This window comes from Myxococcus xanthus (assembly GCF_013116825.1).
GTDB lineage: Bacteria > Myxococcota > Myxococcia > Myxococcales > Myxococcaceae > Myxococcus > Myxococcus xanthus_B.
The window spans coordinates 1-20,817 of sequence record NZ_JABFNS010000089.1 but is presented as its reverse complement, the minus strand read 5'-3'; the positions used below and the strand labels follow the sequence as shown (position 1 = coordinate 20,817).

Annotated in this window: 17 protein-coding genes and 2 pseudogenes; 14 read left to right on the top strand and 5 right to left on the bottom strand. The window is 66.7% G+C overall.

Features of this window, described 5'->3' with window-relative positions; translation table 11 throughout:
- Positions 1 to 171 precede the first annotated feature (171 nt).
- Positions 172 to 351 carry a hypothetical protein gene (locus tag HNV26_RS23960; protein WP_171443164.1) on the bottom strand — a complete coding sequence of 60 codons (180 nt, stop codon included), beginning with the start codon at positions 349 to 351 and terminating at the stop codon, positions 172 to 174.
- Positions 352 to 792: 441 nt separating this feature from the next.
- Between HNV26_RS23960 and tnpA the strand changes: the two genes are divergently transcribed.
- The 4 genes from tnpA to HNV26_RS23945 all read left to right on the top strand — a co-directional run bounded on the left by tnpA (position 793) and on the right by HNV26_RS23945 (position 3,850).
- Positions 793 to 1,026, top strand: a complete 234-nt coding sequence (gene tnpA, locus HNV26_RS23955; RefSeq protein WP_171443163.1) for an IS66 family insertion sequence element accessory protein TnpA — start codon at positions 793 to 795, stop codon at positions 1,024 to 1,026.
- A 393-nt stretch (positions 1,027 to 1,419) separates the two neighbouring features.
- Positions 1,420 to 2,211: a DDE-type integrase/transposase/recombinase gene (locus HNV26_RS39360; RefSeq protein WP_366816935.1), complete on the top strand. Its 792-nt coding sequence runs from the start codon at positions 1,420 to 1,422 to the stop codon at positions 2,209 to 2,211.
- 115 nt (positions 2,212 to 2,326) lie between these two features.
- A complete protein-coding gene (locus HNV26_RS38585; RefSeq protein ID WP_253816976.1) occupies positions 2,327 to 3,013 on the top strand; it encodes a Mu transposase domain-containing protein in 687 nt (228 codons plus the stop codon).
- 267 nt (positions 3,014 to 3,280) lie between these two features.
- Positions 3,281 to 3,850 carry an ATP-binding protein gene (locus HNV26_RS23945; RefSeq protein ID WP_253816980.1) on the top strand — a complete coding sequence of 190 codons (570 nt, stop codon included), beginning with the start codon at positions 3,281 to 3,283 and terminating at the stop codon, positions 3,848 to 3,850.
- 185 nt (positions 3,851 to 4,035) lie between these two features.
- Here the strand turns inward: HNV26_RS23945 and HNV26_RS23940 are convergent, their stop codons facing one another.
- Positions 4,036 to 4,254: a hypothetical protein gene (locus HNV26_RS23940; protein ID WP_171443162.1), complete on the bottom strand. Its 219-nt coding sequence runs from the start codon at positions 4,252 to 4,254 to the stop codon at positions 4,036 to 4,038.
- Positions 4,255 to 5,584: 1,330 nt separating this feature from the next.
- Between HNV26_RS23940 and HNV26_RS23935 the strand changes: the two genes are divergently transcribed.
- Together HNV26_RS23935 and HNV26_RS23930 are read left to right on the top strand one after the other, a co-directional pair.
- Positions 5,585 to 10,012 carry a Cdc6/Cdc18 family protein gene (locus HNV26_RS23935; protein WP_171443161.1) on the top strand — a complete coding sequence of 1,476 codons (4,428 nt, stop codon included), beginning with the start codon at positions 5,585 to 5,587 and terminating at the stop codon, positions 10,010 to 10,012.
- A gap of 59 nt (positions 10,013 to 10,071) precedes the next feature.
- Positions 10,072 to 11,325 carry a hypothetical protein gene (locus HNV26_RS23930; protein WP_171443160.1) on the top strand — a complete coding sequence of 418 codons (1,254 nt, stop codon included), beginning with the start codon at positions 10,072 to 10,074 and terminating at the stop codon, positions 11,323 to 11,325.
- Here HNV26_RS23930 and rtcR read toward each other — a convergent pair.
- Entirely contained in the window at positions 11,285 to 12,925 is a 1,641-nt protein-coding gene (gene rtcR, locus HNV26_RS23925) for an RNA repair transcriptional activator RtcR (RefSeq protein ID WP_171443159.1), read from the bottom strand. The two genes, HNV26_RS23930 and rtcR, sit on opposite strands and share 41 nt — an antisense overlap.
- A gap of 189 nt (positions 12,926 to 13,114) precedes the next feature.
- Between rtcR and HNV26_RS23920 the strand changes: the two genes are divergently transcribed.
- The 3 genes from HNV26_RS23920 to HNV26_RS23910 are packed head-to-tail and all read left to right on the top strand — an operon-like array spanning position 13,115 to position 15,687.
- Positions 13,115 to 13,423, top strand: a complete 309-nt coding sequence (locus HNV26_RS23920; protein WP_171443158.1) for a helix-turn-helix domain-containing protein — start codon at positions 13,115 to 13,117, stop codon at positions 13,421 to 13,423.
- Positions 13,413 to 14,426: a hypothetical protein gene (locus HNV26_RS23915; RefSeq protein ID WP_171443157.1), complete on the top strand. Its 1,014-nt coding sequence runs from the start codon at positions 13,413 to 13,415 to the stop codon at positions 14,424 to 14,426. Before HNV26_RS23920 ends, HNV26_RS23915 begins: the two co-directional genes overlap by 11 nt.
- Positions 14,392 to 15,687 carry a phosphorylase family protein gene (locus tag HNV26_RS23910; protein ID WP_171443156.1) on the top strand — a complete coding sequence of 432 codons (1,296 nt, stop codon included), beginning with the start codon at positions 14,392 to 14,394 and terminating at the stop codon, positions 15,685 to 15,687. Before HNV26_RS23915 ends, HNV26_RS23910 begins: the two co-directional genes overlap by 35 nt.
- A 141-nt stretch (positions 15,688 to 15,828) precedes the next feature.
- Here the strand turns inward: HNV26_RS23910 and HNV26_RS23905 are convergent, their stop codons facing one another.
- Both HNV26_RS23905 and HNV26_RS23900 read right to left on the bottom strand, forming a co-directional pair.
- Entirely contained in the window at positions 15,829 to 16,926 is a 1,098-nt protein-coding gene (locus HNV26_RS23905) for an IS630 family transposase (RefSeq protein WP_171443155.1), read from the bottom strand.
- Between the two features lie 337 nt (positions 16,927 to 17,263).
- Positions 17,264 to 17,698: pseudogene (locus HNV26_RS23900) on the bottom strand (transposase); the annotation flags it as partial.
- Positions 17,699 to 17,798: 100 nt separating this feature from the next.
- Between HNV26_RS23900 and HNV26_RS23895 the strand changes: the two are divergent.
- The 5 genes and pseudogenes from HNV26_RS23895 to HNV26_RS23875 form a co-directional block, all read left to right on the top strand.
- Positions 17,799 to 18,440 (top strand): annotated as a pseudogene (locus tag HNV26_RS23895) (IS256 family transposase); the annotation flags it as partial.
- 126 nt (positions 18,441 to 18,566) lie between these two features.
- Complete coding sequence (locus HNV26_RS23890) at positions 18,567 to 19,400, top strand: hypothetical protein (protein ID WP_253816974.1); 834 nt, start codon at positions 18,567 to 18,569, stop codon at positions 19,398 to 19,400.
- 11 nt (positions 19,401 to 19,411) lie between these two features.
- The gene (locus HNV26_RS23885) at positions 19,412 to 19,849 is read left to right on the top strand and encodes a hypothetical protein (RefSeq protein ID WP_095957856.1); all 438 of its coding nucleotides are present in this window, start codon (positions 19,412 to 19,414) and stop codon (positions 19,847 to 19,849) included.
- A gap of 144 nt (positions 19,850 to 19,993) precedes the next feature.
- Positions 19,994 to 20,290 carry a hypothetical protein gene (locus HNV26_RS23880; RefSeq protein ID WP_095957855.1) on the top strand — a complete coding sequence of 99 codons (297 nt, stop codon included), beginning with the start codon at positions 19,994 to 19,996 and terminating at the stop codon, positions 20,288 to 20,290.
- Between the two features lie 72 nt (positions 20,291 to 20,362).
- Positions 20,363 to 20,587: a DUF6900 domain-containing protein gene (locus HNV26_RS23875; protein WP_171443153.1), complete on the top strand. Its 225-nt coding sequence runs from the start codon at positions 20,363 to 20,365 to the stop codon at positions 20,585 to 20,587.
- Positions 20,588 to 20,817 lie beyond the last annotated feature (230 nt).

The window sequence follows — 20,817 nt, the reverse complement described above, 5'->3', positions numbered from 1 at the left end:
CGACGTCGCATCGAGACTCCTCGCACGGGGCTGCGAGCGCATCAACGTCCCTCCCCCATCTCGCTGCTACTGGGTGCAATTTGAGGTCGGAAAGGTGCCCCGCGTCGCGTACCTCGCGCACTGCCGCAACCGCCCTCCGAGGGCACGGCAGCTCTGCGGCACCGACGCCCATCACGACACGAGCTGTTCGGCGGTGCGCGCGAGCACTTCGAGAGCGCCAAGCAATCCGGCAGCGAAGAGATCCTGCCGCTCAAGAAGCGACCCGCCGACGTGTTCGTGATGAATGCGATGCTCGACCACGCGCTCGGCGTCGCAAACGCGCTGTTCTTGACGCTTGAGGCTTGCAGGCACCGGGGCCTCGGACACCCTCGTGCCGGGTGAGTCGGATCTGGAGGACTGGGTATTGGAGCCCTCGGAGCACTTCGCCCGCTACGCAGTCAGCGTCGAGGAGGAGCGCCGACTGATGCCTGCGGAGCACCAGCGCCTGCGCCCCCTCGTCGAGTACCTCAAGCTTGCCCACACAGACTTCGTGGACGTAGCGGAGCCCCTGTCGCCCATTCTCCCGGAGCACTGGGAGCTGAGACTCAGCGCCCCCCTGTGTCAGGGAAGTTGTCGCCTCGGCAGACATGCCGAGCTGAATGACGACGCCTTGGGGGCGAGATCAGGCAGGACACGGTGCCGTACACGGATGCATTCAAGACGCGGCTGGTGAAGCGGATGGTGGGCTCGGGCGCGATAAACTACCGACGGCCGGCGTGCTGAGCCGAGGTGGGCACACCGGTTCTCTTCGACATGCGACGACCTGGCCCTGATGAGTCGAAGCAATTGGTGGCGGAGTTCGAGGAGAGTGGGTTGCAGCAGAAGGAGTTCGTGGCCCAGCACGGCCTGTCGCTCGGTGTCTTCCAGTATCGGCTCTATAGGGAGGCCCAGCGTCGCTCGACACGCCCCGCCCAGCGGGCCGCCTTTCTTCCGGTGGAAGTGGTCGCCTCGGCAGCGCCGCCCCCCCCGAGAGGGCAGCCTGCTTGAGCTGGCGCTGCCGCCGTGGCTGCTCTTGCGTAACTGTTCGCCGTGCCCCGTCCTGGTGCGGAGGACCAGGAAGAAGCCTCGCACGTCGGTGCGCACCGCCTCGTGCGAGGGCACGGCAAACTCGGTATCGTCCATGGCGGGAACTCCTCGGCTCCCCTGCCAGGGGGGAGACCGTCTCGGTTGGTTTCACCGAGGAGCTTCCCTCTTTTCCGCTCGTCCCTCCTCGCCTTCTACACACTTATATGTCGTAGCTCGGCGTAACAGGTCCTCCGGTGTTCGGCGAACCCGTCGGGGTGAGTTCGGCCAACCCGGTCCGCACCGGTTCGGCCAAACCGGTCCCCCCGGGCGTCCCGCCGACAGGCCACGCTGGCTTCCCTTGGAAAGGGAAGTGGCGTGAGTAACCGGAGAGTGGAGATGGACCGGCTGCAGGAATTGGTGCGGTTGCACCGCCTGGGCACGCCCGCGAGGCAAGTGGTCCGGGTGCTGAGCATGGGAGTGGACGTGGAGCGCAGCTATCGGCGCGTGCTGGAGGCGGCGGGGCTGCTGCGGGGCGACGTGCAGGAGCTGCCCGAGCTTGAGGTGCTCAAGGCCGCGGTGCTGGCCACGCGGCCAGCATCCCCGCCAGTGCCCCAGCAGACGTCGAGCCTGGAGGCGCACCGCGCCCAGGTGGAAGCATGGGTGTCCAAGGGCCTGCAGCCGCAGGCCATCTTCACCCGGTTGCAGATGGAGGCGGGGGTACCGGCAGGCAGCCTCTCGGCCGTCAAACGCCTGGTGGGCAGCGTGCGTCGGGCCCAGGGCGTGAGTGAAGAGGACGTCGCAATCCCCGTGGAGACGGCCCCGGGCGAGGTGGCGCAGGTGGATTTCGGTGAAGTGGGCCGACTGTACGACGCGGACACGGGGACTCTGCGGCGCGCCTGGGTGTTCGTCATGGTGCTCGGCTACAGCCGCCACCTCTTCGCCACGCCGGTGTTCGACCAGCGCGTAGAGACGTGGCTGCGCTGCCACGAGGCCGCCTTCGCGTACTTCGGCGGCGTGCCCCGCTGCGTGGTGCCCGACAACCTCAAGGCGGCGGTGGTGCGCGCGGCCTTCGGGGTGGACGGGGAGAGGGCCCTGCAGCGCAGCTACCGCGCGCCTGGCGCGCCACTACGGCTTCATCGTCGACCCGGCTCCACCCCGGGCCCCTGAGAAGAAGGGCAAGGTGGAGGCGGGCGTGCGCTACGTGAAGGGCAACTTCTTCGCCGGGAGGGCCGGAGAGGACGCGCGCGAGTGCGAGGCCGACTTGCAGCGCTGACTTCGGGACGTGGCGTCGGTCCGCGTGCACGGCACGACAGGGCGCCAGCCGCGCCTCCTCTTCCAGCAGGCCGAGGCCGAGGCGCTGCGTGCGCTGCCAGCGGCCGCGTGGGCGCCCGAGGTGTGGCACGAGGCCCGCGTGCACCGGGACGCCCACGTCATGTACGGCCGACGGCTGTACTCGGTGCCTTGGCGTCTCCTCGGCCAGCGCGTCTGGCTGTGCGTCACGGCCCACGACGTGCGCGTGTACGCCCAGGACGAGCGCGTGGCCACCCACCCGCTGCGCGGCGAGGGCCACCGCAGCACAGTGGAAGCCCGCCTGCCCGAGGCGCGCGCGGCCCTGCGCCACCGCAGTCGCGGCCACTGGGAGACGCGGGCGGCCCAGCTGGGCCCTCACACCGAGGCGTACGTGCGCGCCGTCTTCGACGCGGATGACGTCCTCAGCCAGCTGCGCTGCGTGCAGGCCATGGTGGTGCACCTGGAAGGCTTCCCGCGCGAGCGCGCCGAGGCCGCGTGCCGCCGGGCGCTGCACTTCGGCAACCTGCGCTACCAGGGCCTCAAGGACATCCTGCGCCGCGGCCTGGACTTGCAGCCGTTGCCCCAGGACGGGCACCTGGCCATCGCCATACCCGCCGCCACGGCTACGTCGCCGGCGCCCCGCTACGCTCGCGACGTGCGCACGCTGCTGCTGCGTTAGCGCTCCCCCCTCGCTGTCCCCGCAGTCCCACCCCGCTCAAGGAGTGTCCCCCCGCATGAGTGCCTATGACGAACTCGTCCCCGTGCTGAAGAAGCTGCGCCTGTCCGGGCTGCTGCGGGCCCTCGAGGTGCGCTGCCGCGAGGCGGCCGACGCCAACCTGTCGCTGACGGAATTCCTCTACCGACTGCTGGCCAACGAGGTGGAGCGCCGCGATGACAAGCAGTTGGACGTGCGCCTGCGCCGGCGGCCTTCGAGCGGCCCAGCACCCTGGAGGACTTCGACTTCTCCTTCAACACCTCCGTCCCGCGCACCAAGGTGGTGGAGTTGGGCACCTGCGCCTTTGTCGAGCGGCAAGAGAATGTGCTGGTGGTGGGCCCGGCGGGCGTCGGCAAGAGTCACCTCGCCCAGGCGCTGGGCCAGCGTGCTTGCCGCGCCGGCCACGCCGTCCTCTACGTGAGCGCCCACGACATGCTCACTCATTTGCGAGCCTCACGCGCCGACAGCAGCTACGAGCGACGCCTTCTGCGCTTCACCACTCCAGTCCTGCTCATCGTCGACGACCTCGGACTGCGGCCCCTCACGGGCGAGGAGGGCGTCGACCTGTACGAGATTATCCGCCGTCGCTACGAGCGCGCGGCCACTTGCATCACCCCCAATCGCGCCCTGGAGGAGTGGCCTCCGCTATTTGGTGACGCACTGCTGGCCAGCACCGCCATGGACCGGCTGTTGCACCACTCCCATGTCCTCACCATCGAGAGTGACAGCTACCGCAACCCACCGCTCGCCAAGCGCACCCGAGCACCGCGCGCGGCCCAGGTCGAGACTGCCGCACGCTGACACCTGGCGGAGCCCCTGCCGGACCGGTTTGGCCGAACTCGCGCGGTCCACGCCGTCGCGCTTCCCGGGGGCCTCACGTCCGGACCTGATTGGCCGGACCGAACAGCGACCTGGTTAGCCGAGCCTTGACACTTATAGGGACACAACCTAGGTGAGGACCTGCAACTGCCGCTCCGCCTTCCGGTTCACGGTCTCGGCCTCCACTCGCGCCTTCTCGCGGCCCCCTTCACCTCGCGCCTGCAAACCTTCACCTCCTCGGCGAGCGAAGCCACGTCGGAGAACGGGTACGTGGCCAGCCCATCCACGGAGAGGCCGAGCTGGGCAAGCCTGCCGCCGACCTCTCCATGCACCTCCCGCAGCTTCCCCTGAAGCGCTTCAATTCTCTCGACGGCCACCGTCTCCACGAAGGTGGGAGGCGGCCCGCTGGGAGCGACGCGAAACAAGGGGCGTGTGCTATGTCCGTAGGCGCTTCACTGTCGAGAATGCCCGCACCAAACTCGGGTGGGCATATCCCCTACCTCAGGCGGCGCTCGTCGCTGCCGCCTGACCCCCTCAAGATCTCTGTGTCGGGATAGTAGGGGCTCGGCCTATTGAGTAGCAGCCTCCCGGGCTGCCGGGCTCATGCACGAGCAAGCCGCAGTGCCCAGCCCGTTAAGTGAATCTCGCAGCGTTTGACTCCGCGCGCGGTATTCTCCTCCGGGTATGCATGGAGGCCCTTTGAGAATCCGCCAGGACTTCGAGATTGAATACCGGCAAAAGCTCAGTGAACTTGACCAGCTGTGCGAGGCGTCTCTCCGGGCTCTTCAGGATCTCCGTGCAGCCAATCCGACCGATCTTGCGGCGATGCAGGAGCGTTGGAGTACCGCGAGCCGGCTGGGCGAACAACTCCGCAACTTAGCTGCTTCGGTGGCTAAGGAAGTGGGGACGGAGATTCAAGATCCCGCGGACCGTCCAGCTCTGGAAGCAATGCTCGCGCACTTGTCGGGCCTGCTCCATATGCGGGAGATTGAAGCCCCGAAAGAGAAGCTGAAGCAGCTCGCCGCCATGCTCGATGCGGGAGCCGTCCGCCACCGGCTCAACGCCCGCCAAGCGGTCATGGATGAACTCCGGAATGCGGCCCAGAAGGAGCTCGCTAGCGCTGGAAGGTCGGCTCAGCCCGGGGCGCTGCCGGGCCCCGAGGACGTCTCGCAATGGCTGGACTGGGCCTGGGGGCTTCAGGAACCAGAAGCGTCGGAGCTGCTCGCGAAGCTGAGACACACGCTCCCGCACCTCGCTGAGTTCCTCAAAGACGTCGATCCCACCCACTGGGTTCCTGCCTCAGAGGCGGCCTCCGCCTTCCCTGGACGTAACCCTCCCACCTCCGAGGAGGCACCCACGGAGCCACCTGTCACAGAGCCGATGGCCTCTGCTCGAGGTCCCTCAAGCGCGGGCTCTCCTCAGAAGCAGGCCCCCGACTCACCTCCTCCCAGCGCTTCTCCGGCTGCAACCGCGATGACGCTGCCGGAGCCGCGCCCCACGTCCCTCTCGCCTGAAACGACCGGGCCTTCCTCTCCGACGCTCGTCATGCCTCCACCTGCGGTGGAGCCGGCTCCCCTGTCTCCCGTGGAGACTCCCGCAGTGGCCGCCCTCGTGGACAGGGACGTTCCGGCGGCCATCCCATTCCCCAATCACTTGGCGGAATACGATCGGTTCCGAGAGGCTTGGTGGGTGGATCCGTCAGGTAGGTGCAGCCCGGTGCCGTGGCACGACGAGCGCAGCAACTTTGGCGAGCGGCTCCAGGAGGCGATGAGTAAGGAGCTCAAGGCGCGTCAACTGCCCCTGCTGTGGATCTACGCTACCGCCGCCGAGCAGCTGAAGCTCTCTCCGTTGGTGGCATCTCGCGACGTCCAGGCGCTGGCGGACATTATGACCGCGCCCCACTCATGGGCGACAGGGCTGGACGACCAGCGCGGAGAGGAGCTACGCCACTCTGGCAGCCAACTCTCCATCGAGCCCACCTCCGCGTGGCGCGTGCGCATCTTTCTCGAGTCCGTGCGCCCCTCGCCCACTACTCTTCCCCTCCTCCAAGATGAGCAGATCGCCGACCTCGTAGAGCTAGCGGGCTTCGAGTCCGTGGCCCTGAAGGATCTCGTGCTGGGCATGCTGAAGCTGGGGCGCCGCGGCCTCAACCCCATCGCCCGTCTGCGCGCCGCGCGAGACGCCAACATGACGGAGTCTCCCGCCGAGCTGAACCGCAAGCTCATCGAGGAGCGCACCTCCTTCCACGAGGAGATCATCCGGCTCTGGAACGCGGCGGGCGGCAAGGTCGAGCAGACTCACTGCCGCGAGGCATGGAGCGAGTTCATCGACGAGATCTCCCCCACGCTCACCACCCTTTTCCCCATCTCCAAGAGCGGTAAGGAGAATTGGGACGTCGCCACACTCCAGAAGAGCATCAGCAAGTTCAAGCAGCATCACGCCAAAATCGCGAACTCGCGGGGCGTGAAGTACAGAGACCGGGGCAAGATGGATCGCGCTGCGGAGAAGATCATGGATCGCGCCTCCACGGTGAACGAACTGATGCGCCGCTTCCAAGAGGCGCAGTCCGTCCGTGCCGAGACCAGTTCCGTCCAAGCACCGCTGGTCCAGGCCCAGGAGCTCTTGAACAGCGCGCCCTTGAGGCGCGACGACGAGGAGCTCTGTCGACTGGCTCTCCAGACCCACCTAGTCAACGACCCGGCCCCTAGGGAAGAGCACCTCGCGCTGACCACCCAGCAGATCATCGAGCGCCCCGATCTCCTGAGCGTGCTCGGCACGCTGGATGCCGGCACGCTGGATGGCAGTCTCTCCCGGCGAGCCGTCCGGGTCGACATGATTACTGATGGACTCCGGGCTGCGGCCATTCTCCTGGCGCCTCCCTTCTCAAGTTTCGAGACCTCCACTGAGACCAAGCCGGTGGCCCAGCTGCGCGCGGCCCTCTTCCGCAAGGATCGACCCGACCTGCTGGGGCGGCTCTCCGTGAGCCTTTCCCCGGAGGAGCAGTCGCGTGTCCACCGGGCCCGCGGCGATGCCATTGAGCAGGTCCACGAGCTCATCGGCGACTTGCGGCAGGAGTGGCGCGCCTTAGACGATCTGGCCGTGCCCCTCGCGAAGAACATCGTGGCGATCTCGAACGAGGCCTCGCGGCTCGCCAACGACTCTTCCATGGCGCCCCCCCAGCCTGCCCTGCTGGGTGCCTGGCTGGAGCAGGTGCTGAACGAGGCCCGCGAGGCCATCCGCCTCACTGTGGACTTCTACCGGCTCAAGGCACGAGAGCCCCGCCGAGACGAGGTACTGCTCGCACTGGAGCAGCGCCGATTCAGTGATGCCTTGCTCCTGCTCCACGGGACTGGTGAGCGCTCGGCGGACTCCGTCCGCGAGACGGCTTGGCGGCGCCAAGCGCGCGAGCGCTTCCGGGAGCCGATGCAGCAGCTCCTCAGCACCACGGGCAAGGGTGGAACCGATCTGGTGGACGCCTGGAAGCTCGGCGTGAAGGGGCAGTCCTTCATCCAATCCACCGACCGCAAGCTGCGCACGGCCTTCGCCCAGTTCGTGTTCCCGAACGAACTCAACGAACTCTATGAGAAGGGCGACAACAACCCTTCGGATTACCGAATGCCCTGCGCCGAGCTGCGCAAGTGGTTGGCGAAGTCTCAGCTCAACCCCTCCTTCATTCCGCAGCTCGCGCGCCTCCGGAACGTGGTCATCCTCACGCCTATGGTGCCGCCCACGGACGCTGCCTTCGTGCAGCAGGCCGCGACGATTGCATCTAAGCACGAAGGCTCGCTCGCCGTGCTGCTCGCCCCTCGACTGACGTCCGAGACGCGCGAGGTCACCCTGCGCGAGTTCCGCAAGCGGCAGACGAGCGCTGCGCTGATCGATGACCTGGACTTGTGTCGGCTGCTCAACCCGGGAGGGCGTCAGCCCAACCCCGTCATCGGTCTGCTGGAGATCGCATTGGAGCAGCAGCAGTGGACTAGCCTGTCCCCGTTCTCCGCCCAGGACGGCCAGCACGTGCAGATGGAGATGTACGTGGGACGTCGGCAGGAAGCCAAGCGCCTCTCCGAGACCCCCACCTATTCCCGGCTCTTCTCGGGCCGAAAGCTGGGCAAGAGTGCGCTCCTCAAGTTCATCCAAGAGGCCGCCGACTACCGCCAACTCCCCTCCGGCTGTACCTTGCGCGTCCTCTACGTACCCATCGTGGGGGCCGACAGCGAGTCCGACGTCGTGGACCGGATCCTCACCGAGATGCGTCAACGGCTGAATTTCACCGCCCCAGAGCAGGGCTCGGCGGATCCGAGCGATCACCTGTACCGGGTGATGAACCAGTTCATTGAGACCCGAAAGTCCGAGAGCCTACTCATCGTTCTTGACGAGGCAGATCGTTTCGTGGAGGGCCAGCTCGCCGCATACGACGAGCGAGATCGGCGCGAGAAGTGCCTGAGCTTCCGCATCCGCACGGACATCGAAAAAGAGAAGGACTCGATGCAGCTGCCGCGGATCCGCTTCGTCTTTGCCGGCTACCGTGCCACCCACACCATTGAGGGGGCGTGGGCCAACTGGGGAGACGTGCTGCGGCTCGAGCCCCTCACCCCGGAGGAGGCGGCGCAGCTCGTCGCCGGTCCACTGGCCCGGTTCGGCATCGATGCCGGCCAGAGCGCTCCGGCCATCGCCTACCGCTGCGGCTACCAGCCTGCGGTCCTCCTGCGCTTCGGGGAGAAGCTGCTCCAGCACATGGAGCAGACCCGCGCGGACGCCTACCGAGACTGGGTCGAGGTGCAGCCCGACGACGTGGCTGTTACCTTTAATCACTCGGACATTCACGAGGAAATCCGCACCGTGGTGCGGAATAACTTCCAGGGCAACCCCCGCGGCCGGGTGGTGTTCTTCTCGCTCATCCTCGAGTTCGCCGAGCTGGCTCCCGCCGCCGGCCTGGATGACGCTCCGCGGCGGCTGCTGGACCGGCTCCGGAGGCTCCACCCCGATACCTCGTGGCTCCAGCGGGACGAGAGCTCCGCGCTGGGTGAGCTCACCCGTCAGCTCCGAGACTTTCATGATCGCCAGTTGGTGGTCGGCCGCCCCGAGGCCAGCGGGCAGGTCTACTACCTGAAGTTCCCGCACCACCTGCCTCTGCTTCGCCAGCCTGATCAGGAGGCGGTGCTGCGCCAAGAGATTGAAGCGCTACTGCTAGGCGATCGCTCCACGCCCCATGCCGAGGTGCGCGCGCTGCTGCCCACCCGCGTGCTGAAGGAGATGCGTGACGCGCTGTACCACCACGATTCGAGCCTGCCCGTGCGCGCGGTGGTTACCGCCTCCCATTGGCCAGAGGCGGTGAATGCGCGCAGTGGCGGGGTAGCGGACTGCTTGGGCATTGGCCCTTCGCTGGTGCGTGACGCGAGATCCTCCGACACCTCCGGAGAGGTGCGCGCCTGGCACCATGTGTCCCTTGCGGAGGCCCAGCGGCTCAGCGCTCGGTGCGCCCAAGGTCGCCCGCCGCCGCTGCTGCTCGGCGGAACGGACCTGCTGCACTGGGCGTTGGAGCAGGAGCGGTCCAACGCCCATGAAATGTTCTGCATCTACGGCCTAGGCCGACTCTCGCGCCAAGCGCTCGGCTGGTGGTTCGAGCGCATCCGGGCGCTTGAGTTCTCCATGCCCAATGCGGTCGGCATGATCTACGAGGCGACGGCGGGCATTCCACTCCTCGTCCGCAGGCTCGCCGATCTGCTCGATCCTTCCGGTGAGGGAGGGATCAACATCACCGAGGAGCAGCTCCATCGGGTGTGCTCGGACTTCAATAAGGAGGTGCGCGCCCAGGCCCAGCTCCTCGAGACTGGTGAGCCCTCCATTCGGCTCCATCCGCGCGAGCTAGAGCTGATTAAGATGGTCGTCATCGTGAGCCGTGAGCCGAGTTCGGATACCGTGCTCGAGGATCTGACGATGGGTTGGGAGCTGCTGCACCGGGAGCGTTACAAGTGGCCCTGCCTCAGCCAAGCTGACCGCACGCATTTGGCCACACTCCAGTACCTCGGTTTGCTACCAATCAACCCGTCGGCGGCAATGAAACTACCCGTGGAGAAGCTGGTCACCGTGGCTTCGGATGACCCGCTCATTGCGATGGTAGAAGCTCTCGGTCTCACTCCGTGAATCTCTCCATCCGCCTCGCTGGGCATACCTCTACCTGGGAGTTCCGAGACTCCGTCACGATGGAGAGCTGGTGTCGTAACCGCCCCTGGGTCGATGGGGGCGGCATTCAGGTGGCGCGAATCTCCTCCGCAGGGTACGCGCAGGAGATGGCCCTGGCCTTGCGCCGAGCCATTCGGGCCTATGACGACGCGCTCAGCGAGGTCCGCGTCGAGCTGATCCAGGCGGAAGAGCTGGAGCGCGGCATTGCCGGAGCGCTAAAGGAGCGGTGGGGCATCTCTCCTTCCCTTCCCCGCCGGCAGCAGCTCGTGCTGCTCTCACACCACTTCGTCTCGCCTCCTCGCGTCCTTCTGCTCAACGTAGCAGGGACTCCCTTGGGCCTGCCCTTACTGGAAGAGGCAGAGCAGCTGGCCGATGAGATCCCCAAGATCGAGTCCGCAGCCGTCTTCAGCCTCGTGCTGCTCGACACCGCCGCCCTCAGAAGCGCGGCTCATGACCTGAGCGTGGGGGGACCGCAGGAGCACCTGCTGCGGTCACTCGATGCGCCGTTGCCCGTGATCTGGCACTCCTATGTCCACGCGCGCCTGGCCTGGGAGGTCGCTGGAGAGCTGTCCAGGGCCCAGCGGTGGGACGATGAGGGGTTCGGCACGCTCCCCATGGGAGACGATGACGGGCTGGAGCGACTGCTCAACAGGCTGGCCGCCAGTGAGGTGGACCCGGTGAGTCCCGGGCTGCGCACGGCGCTCGCCGAATACCTGAGGAACGCAGTGCACCGTCACCTGCCTTCGCAGAAGTTCCGGGAGCTGGAGCGGGAGCTGCTGCTGGGCGGGGTGCTCTGGCGCCCGCCCGGCGAGTCCTGGGCCCGACCCGTTCCGTGGCTGGCCCGAGCCTACCTCCGTGCGGACCCCAGCTCCCCCGCCCGCGTGCTGCTGCGCAGCTGCCTCATCTGCAAGCCGCTGGCGCAGGAAATCTTCAGCCGTTGCCTCAGCCTTGAGGCCCACGAGCGCACCGCGCGGCTCGCGGCTGTCACCCTCTCGCCTACCGAAGAGACAATCTCCCGCTTCCGCAACTTCGAGCTGGCCGAGCCCATGTCGGAAGTCCGCTTCTACCCCGCGGAGTGCCCGGCCACGCCGAGGGATGCATGGGCCTTCGCCTCCTTTGGCGAAATGCTGAAGAAGGTCATCGGCGATCGTCGGCTCGCTCCCGAGCTGTATGAACTCCGGGATATCCGCAACGCCATCGCGCACGGCCACTATCCCTCGTGGCGTATGGTGACTACGTTGCGGACGATCGGCCAGCAGCTCGGCGGCCTGTGACTTCACAGGAAATCTGCTCGAAGGAGAGCCCGAAAGCCGCAAGGTACTTCCGGAGACGATCGGCATCATTCACACGGGCCCGCTGCTTGCGAGACACCTCGAACAGCGTGCGTCCAGCCTCAGAGAGCATTCGGCTGTTCTCGCAGACGCGCAGCACCTCCGCGAGCTGTACTCGGTCGAACCGATCCAGCTCGCGGGCCCGCTCCGGCCCCAGGTACCGCTCGATGAGCTCGTCTCCGGGAGAGCGATCGAGTTCTCTCCACTCCTGGGCCAAGCGCGCCGTCTCGGCCCGCACCAGGGGCTCGTCCATCATGCCATCCTCAGCCAGCGTGGCCATTCTCTCGACGATACCGGCTAGGTCGCGAAAGTTTCCGCGCCACGTGGACTCGGGCGCGAGCGCGAATTCAAGAAAGGCCCGGCGGGCGTCTGGGCTGAACCGGACGATGTCCTCCCTCTGCTGGAGTTCGAACTCAACGTTCACGTCGATGTCCTCTCGTCGATCCTGAAGGCCCGGCAGCTTGAACCTCCAGAGCTTGAGTCGGGCGTAGAGGTCCTCGCGGAAGCTGCCCCGGAGGACGCACTCGGCCAAGTCGCGGTTCGTCCCCGCCACGAGCTGGAAGTCGCTCTCCACCATCTCCTCCTCCCCCAGGGCCCGAAAGCGCTTCGTCTCTAAGGCGGTCAGCAGCATTGCCTGGACATCCAGGGACAGCTCGCCGATCTCATCGAGGAAGAGGACACCCCCATGGGCCGCCATGAGCAGCCCGGGGCGCGCGGACGTCGCCCCTGTGAAGGCGCCTTTCTTGTGCCCGAAGAGCTCCGAGTGCGCGTTGTTCCCGTTCAGGGTCGCGCAGTTGACCTCGATGAAGTTGCCCGTCAGCCGATGGCGCTCCTTCTTCAGCACGTAGATCTGCTTGGCCAAGATGCTCTTGCCAGCGCCCGTGGGCCCCTCCAGCAGCAGCGGCTTGCGCGACACGGCGGCGACGCGGGCCACGCGCTCCACCAGCTCGTTGAACCGCTGGCTGCGCGTCTCGATGTTCCGCTTCAGCAGCCGGGCGTCGTCACGTGCCTCGGACTGCTGCATGGCGGTTATCCGGAAGTACTTGGACGAGTGATCGAGATTGATTCTCCGGACGTGACCGCGCGGATGTTCGTCGGTCTTCGGAGGAATCGTGCTGACCAGTTGCGCGGGCAGCCGGCGCGACTGCGTTAGAAGGAACCAGCACAAGTGGGATGTGTTGGTGCCGGTCGAGAAGTGAACGAGGTACTCCTCTTTCTCCAGGTCGAATCGGGTCTCCCGGACAAGCTGGTAGAGCGAGGTGTAGACCTCTTCGAAGTCCCAAGGATTTCGATAATGCACCTGCCGCGGCTCGATCTGGGTGTCCGGCGAAACCTCCCGGATGTCCTCCATCACCCGCTGCGCCAACAGCTCGTCCGCTGACTCATAGAGAAAGATGAACCGGTCGATCGACAGCTCTGGCCGATGCTGGAAGAGCGCCACCGTGGGACGCCAATTGCTCCACCGCTCAGGACCGTCCCCACCCCGCGCGTCGCGCGAGTTCCCGATGAATCCGAAGGCCACCGTCTTGCGTGCACTCGCCATGGCGCGAGTGTTTTATATGGGGCGCTAGCGAAATTCCACTCTGCACTTCCAAGCTACTGTTTTTACTAATAAAAATCTTCGGCCCATCATTTGCTTAGGAGCGGCCTGCCTCAAGCCCTCCTACTTAGAGAAGACCCGATGAGTCCACTTCGCAACCCTCCGCCGAAGGTTGACGCCCCCCCACAGCCCATGAGCATCCACTCCCAGCAGTCCCCCAGCTTCGGCCACCAGCTCCGGGAGATCCGGCGACGGTGGGTGGGCAAGCAGCTCGTGCTCGCGCTGAGCGTGGGATGTACCGAGGCTGCGGTCTGCTTCTGGGAACAAAACCGGCGCCTACCCACGAGCGAGACCCTCCAGCGCTTGGAGCAGTTCCTCACCGGGGCGGGGGTGCCTGCGGGCGAGCTCTCCACGCTAAAGGCGGCGCACTGTGCGGCCATGCTCCAGCGGCGCGCTCCGGGGCCGTCCACGCTCCTGGAGGCCGCGGCCCATGCGTTATAGCGACGAGGAGAAGAAGAAGATCGTCGATGACTTCATCGGCCTGAGTAACAATCAGATCAAGGGTTTCCTCCGGCAACGCGAGCTGCCCGTCACGGGCACCAAGGAGATCTTCCGCGCGCTGCTGCAAGAGCAGCTCGAGCGAGAGCAGCTGTCCTACACCGAGCTGGTCGCCTACTTGGACCAGATCTCCCCGTGGGGCAAGCAGCACGTGTTCCTCCTCAAGGGGTTCCCTCAGCTGGTTAAGCCCTTTCGCGACCGAGCGTGGGTGGAGGACCGCCTCAAGGAGCACGGCCTGCGGGACCGGCTCAATGCTCCCCTGCGGCTCATCCTGCCGGAGCAGCTCACCGTGTCGGAGATTTCCTACCGCCCGGAGCTGCTCCGGGTGATCGCGATCGCCCGGCGGGACGAGTGGAGCCGTGAACACGACTACGATCGCTACGAGGTGATCGAGGGCAGGCAGGTGGAGTTCCGGGCCTACTCCCACCACGTTGATCGCGGGCTCATCATCTTCGAATGGGACCTGATCCACAACACGGCGGCACTGCGGGTCTCCCAGCTGCCCTCGGGGGGGGACTACGAGGAGGAGTTCAGCGCGTTCGCTCGGCTTACCTCGAAGTGGCTGAGTCTGCACATGTTCGAGAAGCTCGATATCCGCCGCGCCATCCGCTCCCTGCATGAGCTGGCCGAGACGGGCGAGCCGGAAGCCCGACCTCAGGCGATTGACTACCGCACCTTCGGCGGGCGGGTCTTCAGCGGCCGCAGCGCGACCAGCGAGACCTCCGTTCTGGGCGAGGTCGTTATCGATTCCGCCATGAAGAATCTGCGGGACCTGGGCACGGGCCAACTGGGCAACTTCTACTGGCTGCCCACGGCCTGTGGCGGGGTGCATAAAGAGCTCCACGTGTTCCTGAACGGACCTGCGCACCGGATCAACTTCACCACCGCGAACGACGAGAAGTCCCTCCGCCATGTCTTGGACCGCATTCGAGCACATTGCAGCTGAGTCCCCCGAACAGCGCTGGGTCCTCGAACGAATCGAGGGCGCCCTCCAGAACGCAGGGGCGACCCCGGTCCTGGACAGCCACACGTGCGGGGCGATCCTCGGCGTCGACAGCGACATCATCGAGCGCGTGTTCCAGCGCCTGAAAGAGCTGCGGTTCCTCACTGAGAGCGAGCAACTCCAGTGCCGCAGTTGCAGAGAAGCTGTGTTCCAGAAGGAGCTCGTGGGCAGAGAGACGAGCGTGCGCTGCATGAGGTGCGGTGTGACCTTCAAAGACCAGCCCCCCTTGCAGTCGAAGCTCTACCGCCTATCAGACGAGACCCTCGTGAGACCCGAACCGCAGCAGATCCTGAAGTCTTTGGCAGGCAAGGCCCGCGTCGGCATCATCACCGCCTTGGACAAGGAGGCGGCCGCAGTTCGCGTCATGCTCGATGGCTGTTCGCCGTACATCGTGCGCTCCCCGCGGGGCCAAGCAGTCTACGAGCTGGGATCTGTCCCCTCGTTGGGCGGGGAGCCGCACCCGATCATCCACGTCAGCCTACATGGGGATGCAGGGACCAACCCCGCCGCCTCGGCGGCCGCACAGCTGTTTCTCAACCTTCCCAAGCTGGAGCTGCTTCTGGTCGTCGGGATCGCAGGGGGGTGTCCCAACCCGCAGAGACCGGATGAGCACGTCCGGCTCGGAGACGTGGTGGTCTCCAACCGCAGCGGGGTCGTCCAGTACGACAACCTCAAGCGGGAACTCCTCGGAGATGGCCTGCGCCCACCGCCCCGCCCTCCCTCGAAGGAGCTGATGGACTCCGTGGGACGGTTAGCGCAAGACGAGCTGTTGGGAGATCGATGCTGGCTAAGCACCTTATCTCGGGGGGAGCGACTCTGGAACGCTGTCCGGCCTGCGGATGCCATGGACGTGCTCGACGACTCTCCCACCCAAGCATCACCGATGGCGCACCCAGCTGATCCGCAACGTAGACCAGGAGAACCGAGAGTGTTCCGCGCAGCCGTCGGCTCCGCCAACATCCTGCTCAAGGATCCAGAAGCCCGCGATCAGCTCCGCGATCGCTTCGGCGTTCGGGCAATCGAAATGGAGTCCTCCGGGGCCACGCAGGCGGCCTGGGAGGCTGGTGTAGGCTACTTAGTGGTGAGGGGCATCAGCGACTACTGCAACCCGGGTAAGAACGACATCTGGCAGGAGCACGCCGCATTGGTCGCGGCCGCATATGCACGCGCCCTGCTCGCTAAGTTGCCGAACCGCGAGCGATGAATCTGCTGTTCTGAACCCCAATGCAGCCGCTTCGCGCGGCGTAGAGGCCCAAAAGTCCGGGGAATCATCCCGCCGGGGGAGTCAAAACCACGGCTCCAGGCAGGTATCAGCTAAACCAAGGATCGTAATTCTCGAACGGCCTCAGGATGTGCGCCTGAGGTCGACTCGTCGTAGGGATGGACTGGCGGAGTGCTGGGCATTTCGAGCGGAGAGGTAGGCATGCACCCGGACCATGAGCTGGTCCATGGTGCGGCAGCGGTGATTGCGGGTGACGTTGGCATGCAGGTCGAGCCACACCCGCTCGATGCGATTGCCCTGGGGGCAGTACGGCGGGAGGAAGTGGAGGACGAATCGCCCGCCGAAATGCGCGAGCGCCTTGAGCGTCTTCTTGCTGGAGTGAACCGAGGCGTTGTCGAGGACGAGGTGGATACGGCGAGCTCGCCGGTATTGACTCGCCAGACGCCACAGCAATTGGATGAAGAGGGCACTTGCCTTGGACGTGCCTTCCACCCACGTCAGTTGCCCGGTGCGCGTATTGAGCGCTCCAGCCAGGTAGCGCTTCTGGTTGTTGCCGGGAGTCACCACCACCCGTCGTTGCCCGGGCAGGCACCAGTCGTACCCCACCTTGGGGTTGAGGTGGATGTCGACCTCGTCCACATGCAGAACGGGCTCGCTGGGAGGCCCATACACCTCGAGACACTTCAGCTCGCGGAGCCGACGCTGTCGCTTCCAACTGGGCCAGGGACACTCGACGATGGGCTTGGCCGCCTTGAGCCGGGCGCCAAGCGAGGCGAGGGTGCGCCCCATGGTCGCCACGGACACGCGCCCCTGTCCTCGGCGAGCCATTTCCTGGCACAGCAACTCGCGTGTCCAGGTGGGACGGCACCAGCCCCAGTCCTCGGGCGTGCCCTCCAAGACGCAGGTGAGCCGCTCCCGAAACCGCTCGTCCACCTTGCCGCGTCCGTTGTCCTCCCGTCTGTCTCGAAGGGCTTGGCGCCCACCCTCCTGGTAGCGCCGCACCGCAACCACCACGGTCGAGGTGGCACACTCCAGCGCCCTCGCGGTGGCGCGACACGACGCCCCACGCCCCGCGCTCGCCACCGCCAGGCACCTCCGGTAGGTCAGCGGGCAACCACTCCTGGCCCCCCACCGAAGCAGCGCCTGACGCTGCTTCCTCTTCAACCACGGCCTACCTTGCCCCTGGGGCAGGGCCTTCTCGCTCTCAGGTCTTCTGCGCACACAGAGCCGAACGGGAGGTGCCCCTGCTCTTTCTTCCCGGTCGCTTCGCGCCCGTCTGCTCTCCGACCTGATCGAGAATCACGAACCTCGGTTTAGGAGTGTGTAGCGGTAATGGGGTTGGAAGTGAGACCGGACGAGCGACGCCGCCCCGCCGCTCGTGGACGGAAACCTCCACAGTCAGCTCCCGCCGGCTGTCGGCCTCCTGCTCCACATTCTGCGTCAGCCGCATCCGCATGGAGGGCCTCCTCCGACAGCAGGTGGCGTCGGGCGGGTTAAGTCCCGAATCGTGTGTAGTTGGTTCGGAGGGGGTTGGCGGGAGGAAGGCTCCTTGGCGTTGTCAATCAGCGGCAGTGTCAGGGGTGTCGTCCCAGACGCCGGAGACCGCGAGAGCGACGGCGGTGATTAGGCGCAGGGCGCTGGCGCGGTCCGGGAAGGCACTGACAGTCCGGATGCGACGCTTCACCTCGCAGTGGAGGCGCTCCAGGCCGTTGGTGCTGCGCAGGCGCTTCCAGTGGGCCTTGGGGAAGGAGAAGAAGCAGATGGCGGAGGAGAAGCCCTGGCGCAGGCACTCCATGGCCTGGGGCACCTGGCGCCCCAGGCCGTCCTGGAGGGCCTCCATTCGCTGCCTGGCGTCCTGGAGAGTGGGCGCCTCGAAGATGGCCGAGGTCTCTTTGCCCAGCCGCCCTCGCAGCCTCCAGGGCGCCTTGGCGAGCACGGTGGTGCGGGTGAGGTGCACGGTGCAACGCTGGAACTGGGCCTCCGGCAGCGAGCGGTGGCTGGGCATCTTCCTGCGCTTCACGCGCCTGATGTCCGAGCCGCGCACGGACGGCAACTCCCAGCAGGTGTACTTCCGCCGCGACGAGTCCTTCGAACTGGTGGCCTACGGAGTGGGCGAGGATGGACACCGGCACCTTCTCGCCGTCACCCTGGGTGGCAGCGAGTCGGCGGAGTCCTGGCTGGACTTGCTGCGCCAACTGCTGGAGCGCGGGCTGAAGGGCGTACGGCTCGTCATCGCCGACGGGCACGCGGGACTGGCCGCCGCGGCCCGCCAGGCCCTGCCGGAGGCGCGGTTGCAGCGCTGCACCGTGCACCTCACCCGGAACGTGCTCGCCAAGGCCCCCTGGAGGCTGCGTGGGCGTTTGGGCAAGGAGACGTCGGCCATCTTCGAGGCCCCCAACCTCCAGGACGCCAGGAAGCGGCTGGAGGCCCTTGCGGAGGGGCTGGGACGCCACCTGCCAGAGGCCATGGAGTGCCTGCGCGAGGGCTTCGCCGCCGCCACCTGCTTCTTCGCCTTCCCCGAGGCCCACTGGAAGCGCCTACGCAGCACCAACGGCCTGGAGCGCCTCCACGGCGAGGTGAAGCGCCGCATCCGCGGCGTCGGCGCCTTCCCGGACCGAGCCAGCGCCCTGCGCCTCATCATCGCCGTCGCACTTGAAGTCACCGGCGTTTGGGATGACCGCCGCTACCTCGACATGTCCCTGCTGAAATCAACCCCTGACACTGTCGCTGCATGATGCCGCCAAGGAGCCTTCCTTCCCCGAGCCCCCGCCGAACCAACTACACAAGATTCGGGACTTGACCGTCACCGCCTCGGTGAGACGACGGCCGGAAGCCCTGGGACGTCTCGCGTCGGAGGAGACGTGCTAGCCGGTACGCCCCATTCCCTTGCCGCCGGCAATCTGCGGCAGCAGGTGGCCGCGCTGCTGGGCTTCCTCAACGGGCACGTCACCCAGGGGGCGGGGGCCCACGCGGCCTCCGCCGTCTCCGTCGCGGACACGGGAGAGTTCCTCGGTGCAGGTACCGTCGAAGCGGCCCTCGCTGAAATCCTCGCGGCCTTCAGCAGCGGACACTACCGGAGCAACGAGACGGCGGCAGGCCAGCACAAGGCCATTCTCCAGCCCAGGCTGGGCACTGGCCGCGTCCTCCTCCTCGACGCCCTGGGCGTGGGAGGCGCAGCCGCGCGTCTGCGTCTCTACGCTGACGACGACTCGGTGTGGTTCACCCTCAACGCGGCCTGGAATGGCAGTGCCTGGACCCGGGACACCACCGGGGCGGCTGCAGGCGGATTCCGCCTCTCGCGCAACGAGGCGGAGTTCCTCCACGACGCCAGCGCTGGCGTCGCCTTCACCTCTTGGACGCGCACGTTGCGGCTCCCCCTGAGTAGCACCGCCAGCAACACTTCCTTCGAGGTGGCGGGCAGCGTGCGCGAGGTGGGCCGGCTCGGCCTCCAGTACAGCAACAGCGACACGGCCGCGCACGACAACCTGGCCGGCGGCGGCTCGGTGACGTTCCGCAGCCGCTTTCCCACCGCGCCCTCCTCCATCACCCTCACGCCCTACGCCACCAGCGGCAGCTTCGTCGGCAACCCCACCGTCATGGTGCCGGACAGAGACGGCTTCGCCTTCTACTGCCACCAAACCATCCCCGCACTGGGCGCCACGTACTGGTTCGGCTCGTACACCGCTGTCGCGTGAGGACGCTCCCCATGGCCATTCACGAAGTCACCGCCGACGACGTGCTTCAACGCTGTGCCCGGTGCGGCAGCGGCAATCGCCTCTCCCTCGACACCCTGGAGGTCGGCGTCGCGCGCCGGGAGGACGTGGACGACGGCCTCGTCCAGCTCCCTCCCTGTCCCGCCTGCCGCTCCACCGAGTTTCTCATCCGCGCGCCCGAGGGTGAGCCGGAGCATCCGGCACCAGGCAGCTTCGGGCACCTGCACCGGCTCCTCGTCGGCCACCTCCATGCCGAGCTGGTCCAACGCGGGCGCCTGCACACGGTGCTCAAGCCCAAGGGGGGCGGCGCCGGCAAGGTGGTGGTGCGGCCCCTTTCTCAGGAGGCTCGCGAGCGCTGGTTTCCGCAGGGCCTCCGAATTGAGGTGCCACCCGACGAGCAGCCCCGCGTCCCCGGGGAGTCCAGTCAATAGGCATACACTGCCAGCAACACAGAGGACTCTCCACGCCCGTCACGCCTCGATGCACCCTCGAACCCCTCTCCTCTCCGCTTGCTATGTCTCGAAGGCAGAGCGTGTATGTCTTCGCGCGCCCCACTGCGCGCCAGGGAGACACCTATGGTTATCGGCACTGACACCACCTACCTCGGCAACGAAATCCCCGGCCTCCAGGGACAGAAGGTCCGCATCTTCGCCGTGTTACACGGCGGCACCCGCCCTGACGCCGACCCGGACGCAGACGACTACTACGCGGACACGGACGAGAAGCTGGCGCGCCTCGGGGGCGTCACGGCCGAGGACCGCATCGACGCGGCCCCCATTCGCCCGGACGGCACTACCTCCTTCGTGCATGTCGACCCGCGCGCCATCGACTTGGAGTGCTTCGCGCACCTGCGCAATCCCAGCGCACAATGACTTGCCATACGCGCGCAACAGAGCGTGTATGCCTCACGCGCGCCACCCAACGGCGCACCAAGGGATGAAACAATGACACCCCGCAAGCCCCGCACCGCCAGCTCCGCGAAGCCTGCCCGGGCGCCCGAGGCAACCCTCGAACGCATCGCGAGCGAAGCGCTCAACATCGACACCTTGAAAACACGCAACAGCGACAGCCTCGACTTTCACGACGTGGCGGTGTGGCGCCTGAAGGAGGCCCTCGAAGCCGCCTATCAGGCCGGCCTGAGCGCCGCCAGCAACACCCGCAGCAAGTAGCGCCCCCTCTCACCACCCACGCCCCGCCCAGCGGGGCACCAGCGCATGAGGGCCGCCGGGCCGCCCTCGTGAATGGCAGACGTGTACCCACGGCCCGGAAAGGAAAACACCACCATGCCCCGCACCACCGCCCCGAAGACGAAGAAGCTGGAGTCCATGAACCTGACGGAGCTGCGCGCCCGCTTCCGCGAAGTGGTGGGCGAGGAGACGCGCAGCCCGAACAAGACGTA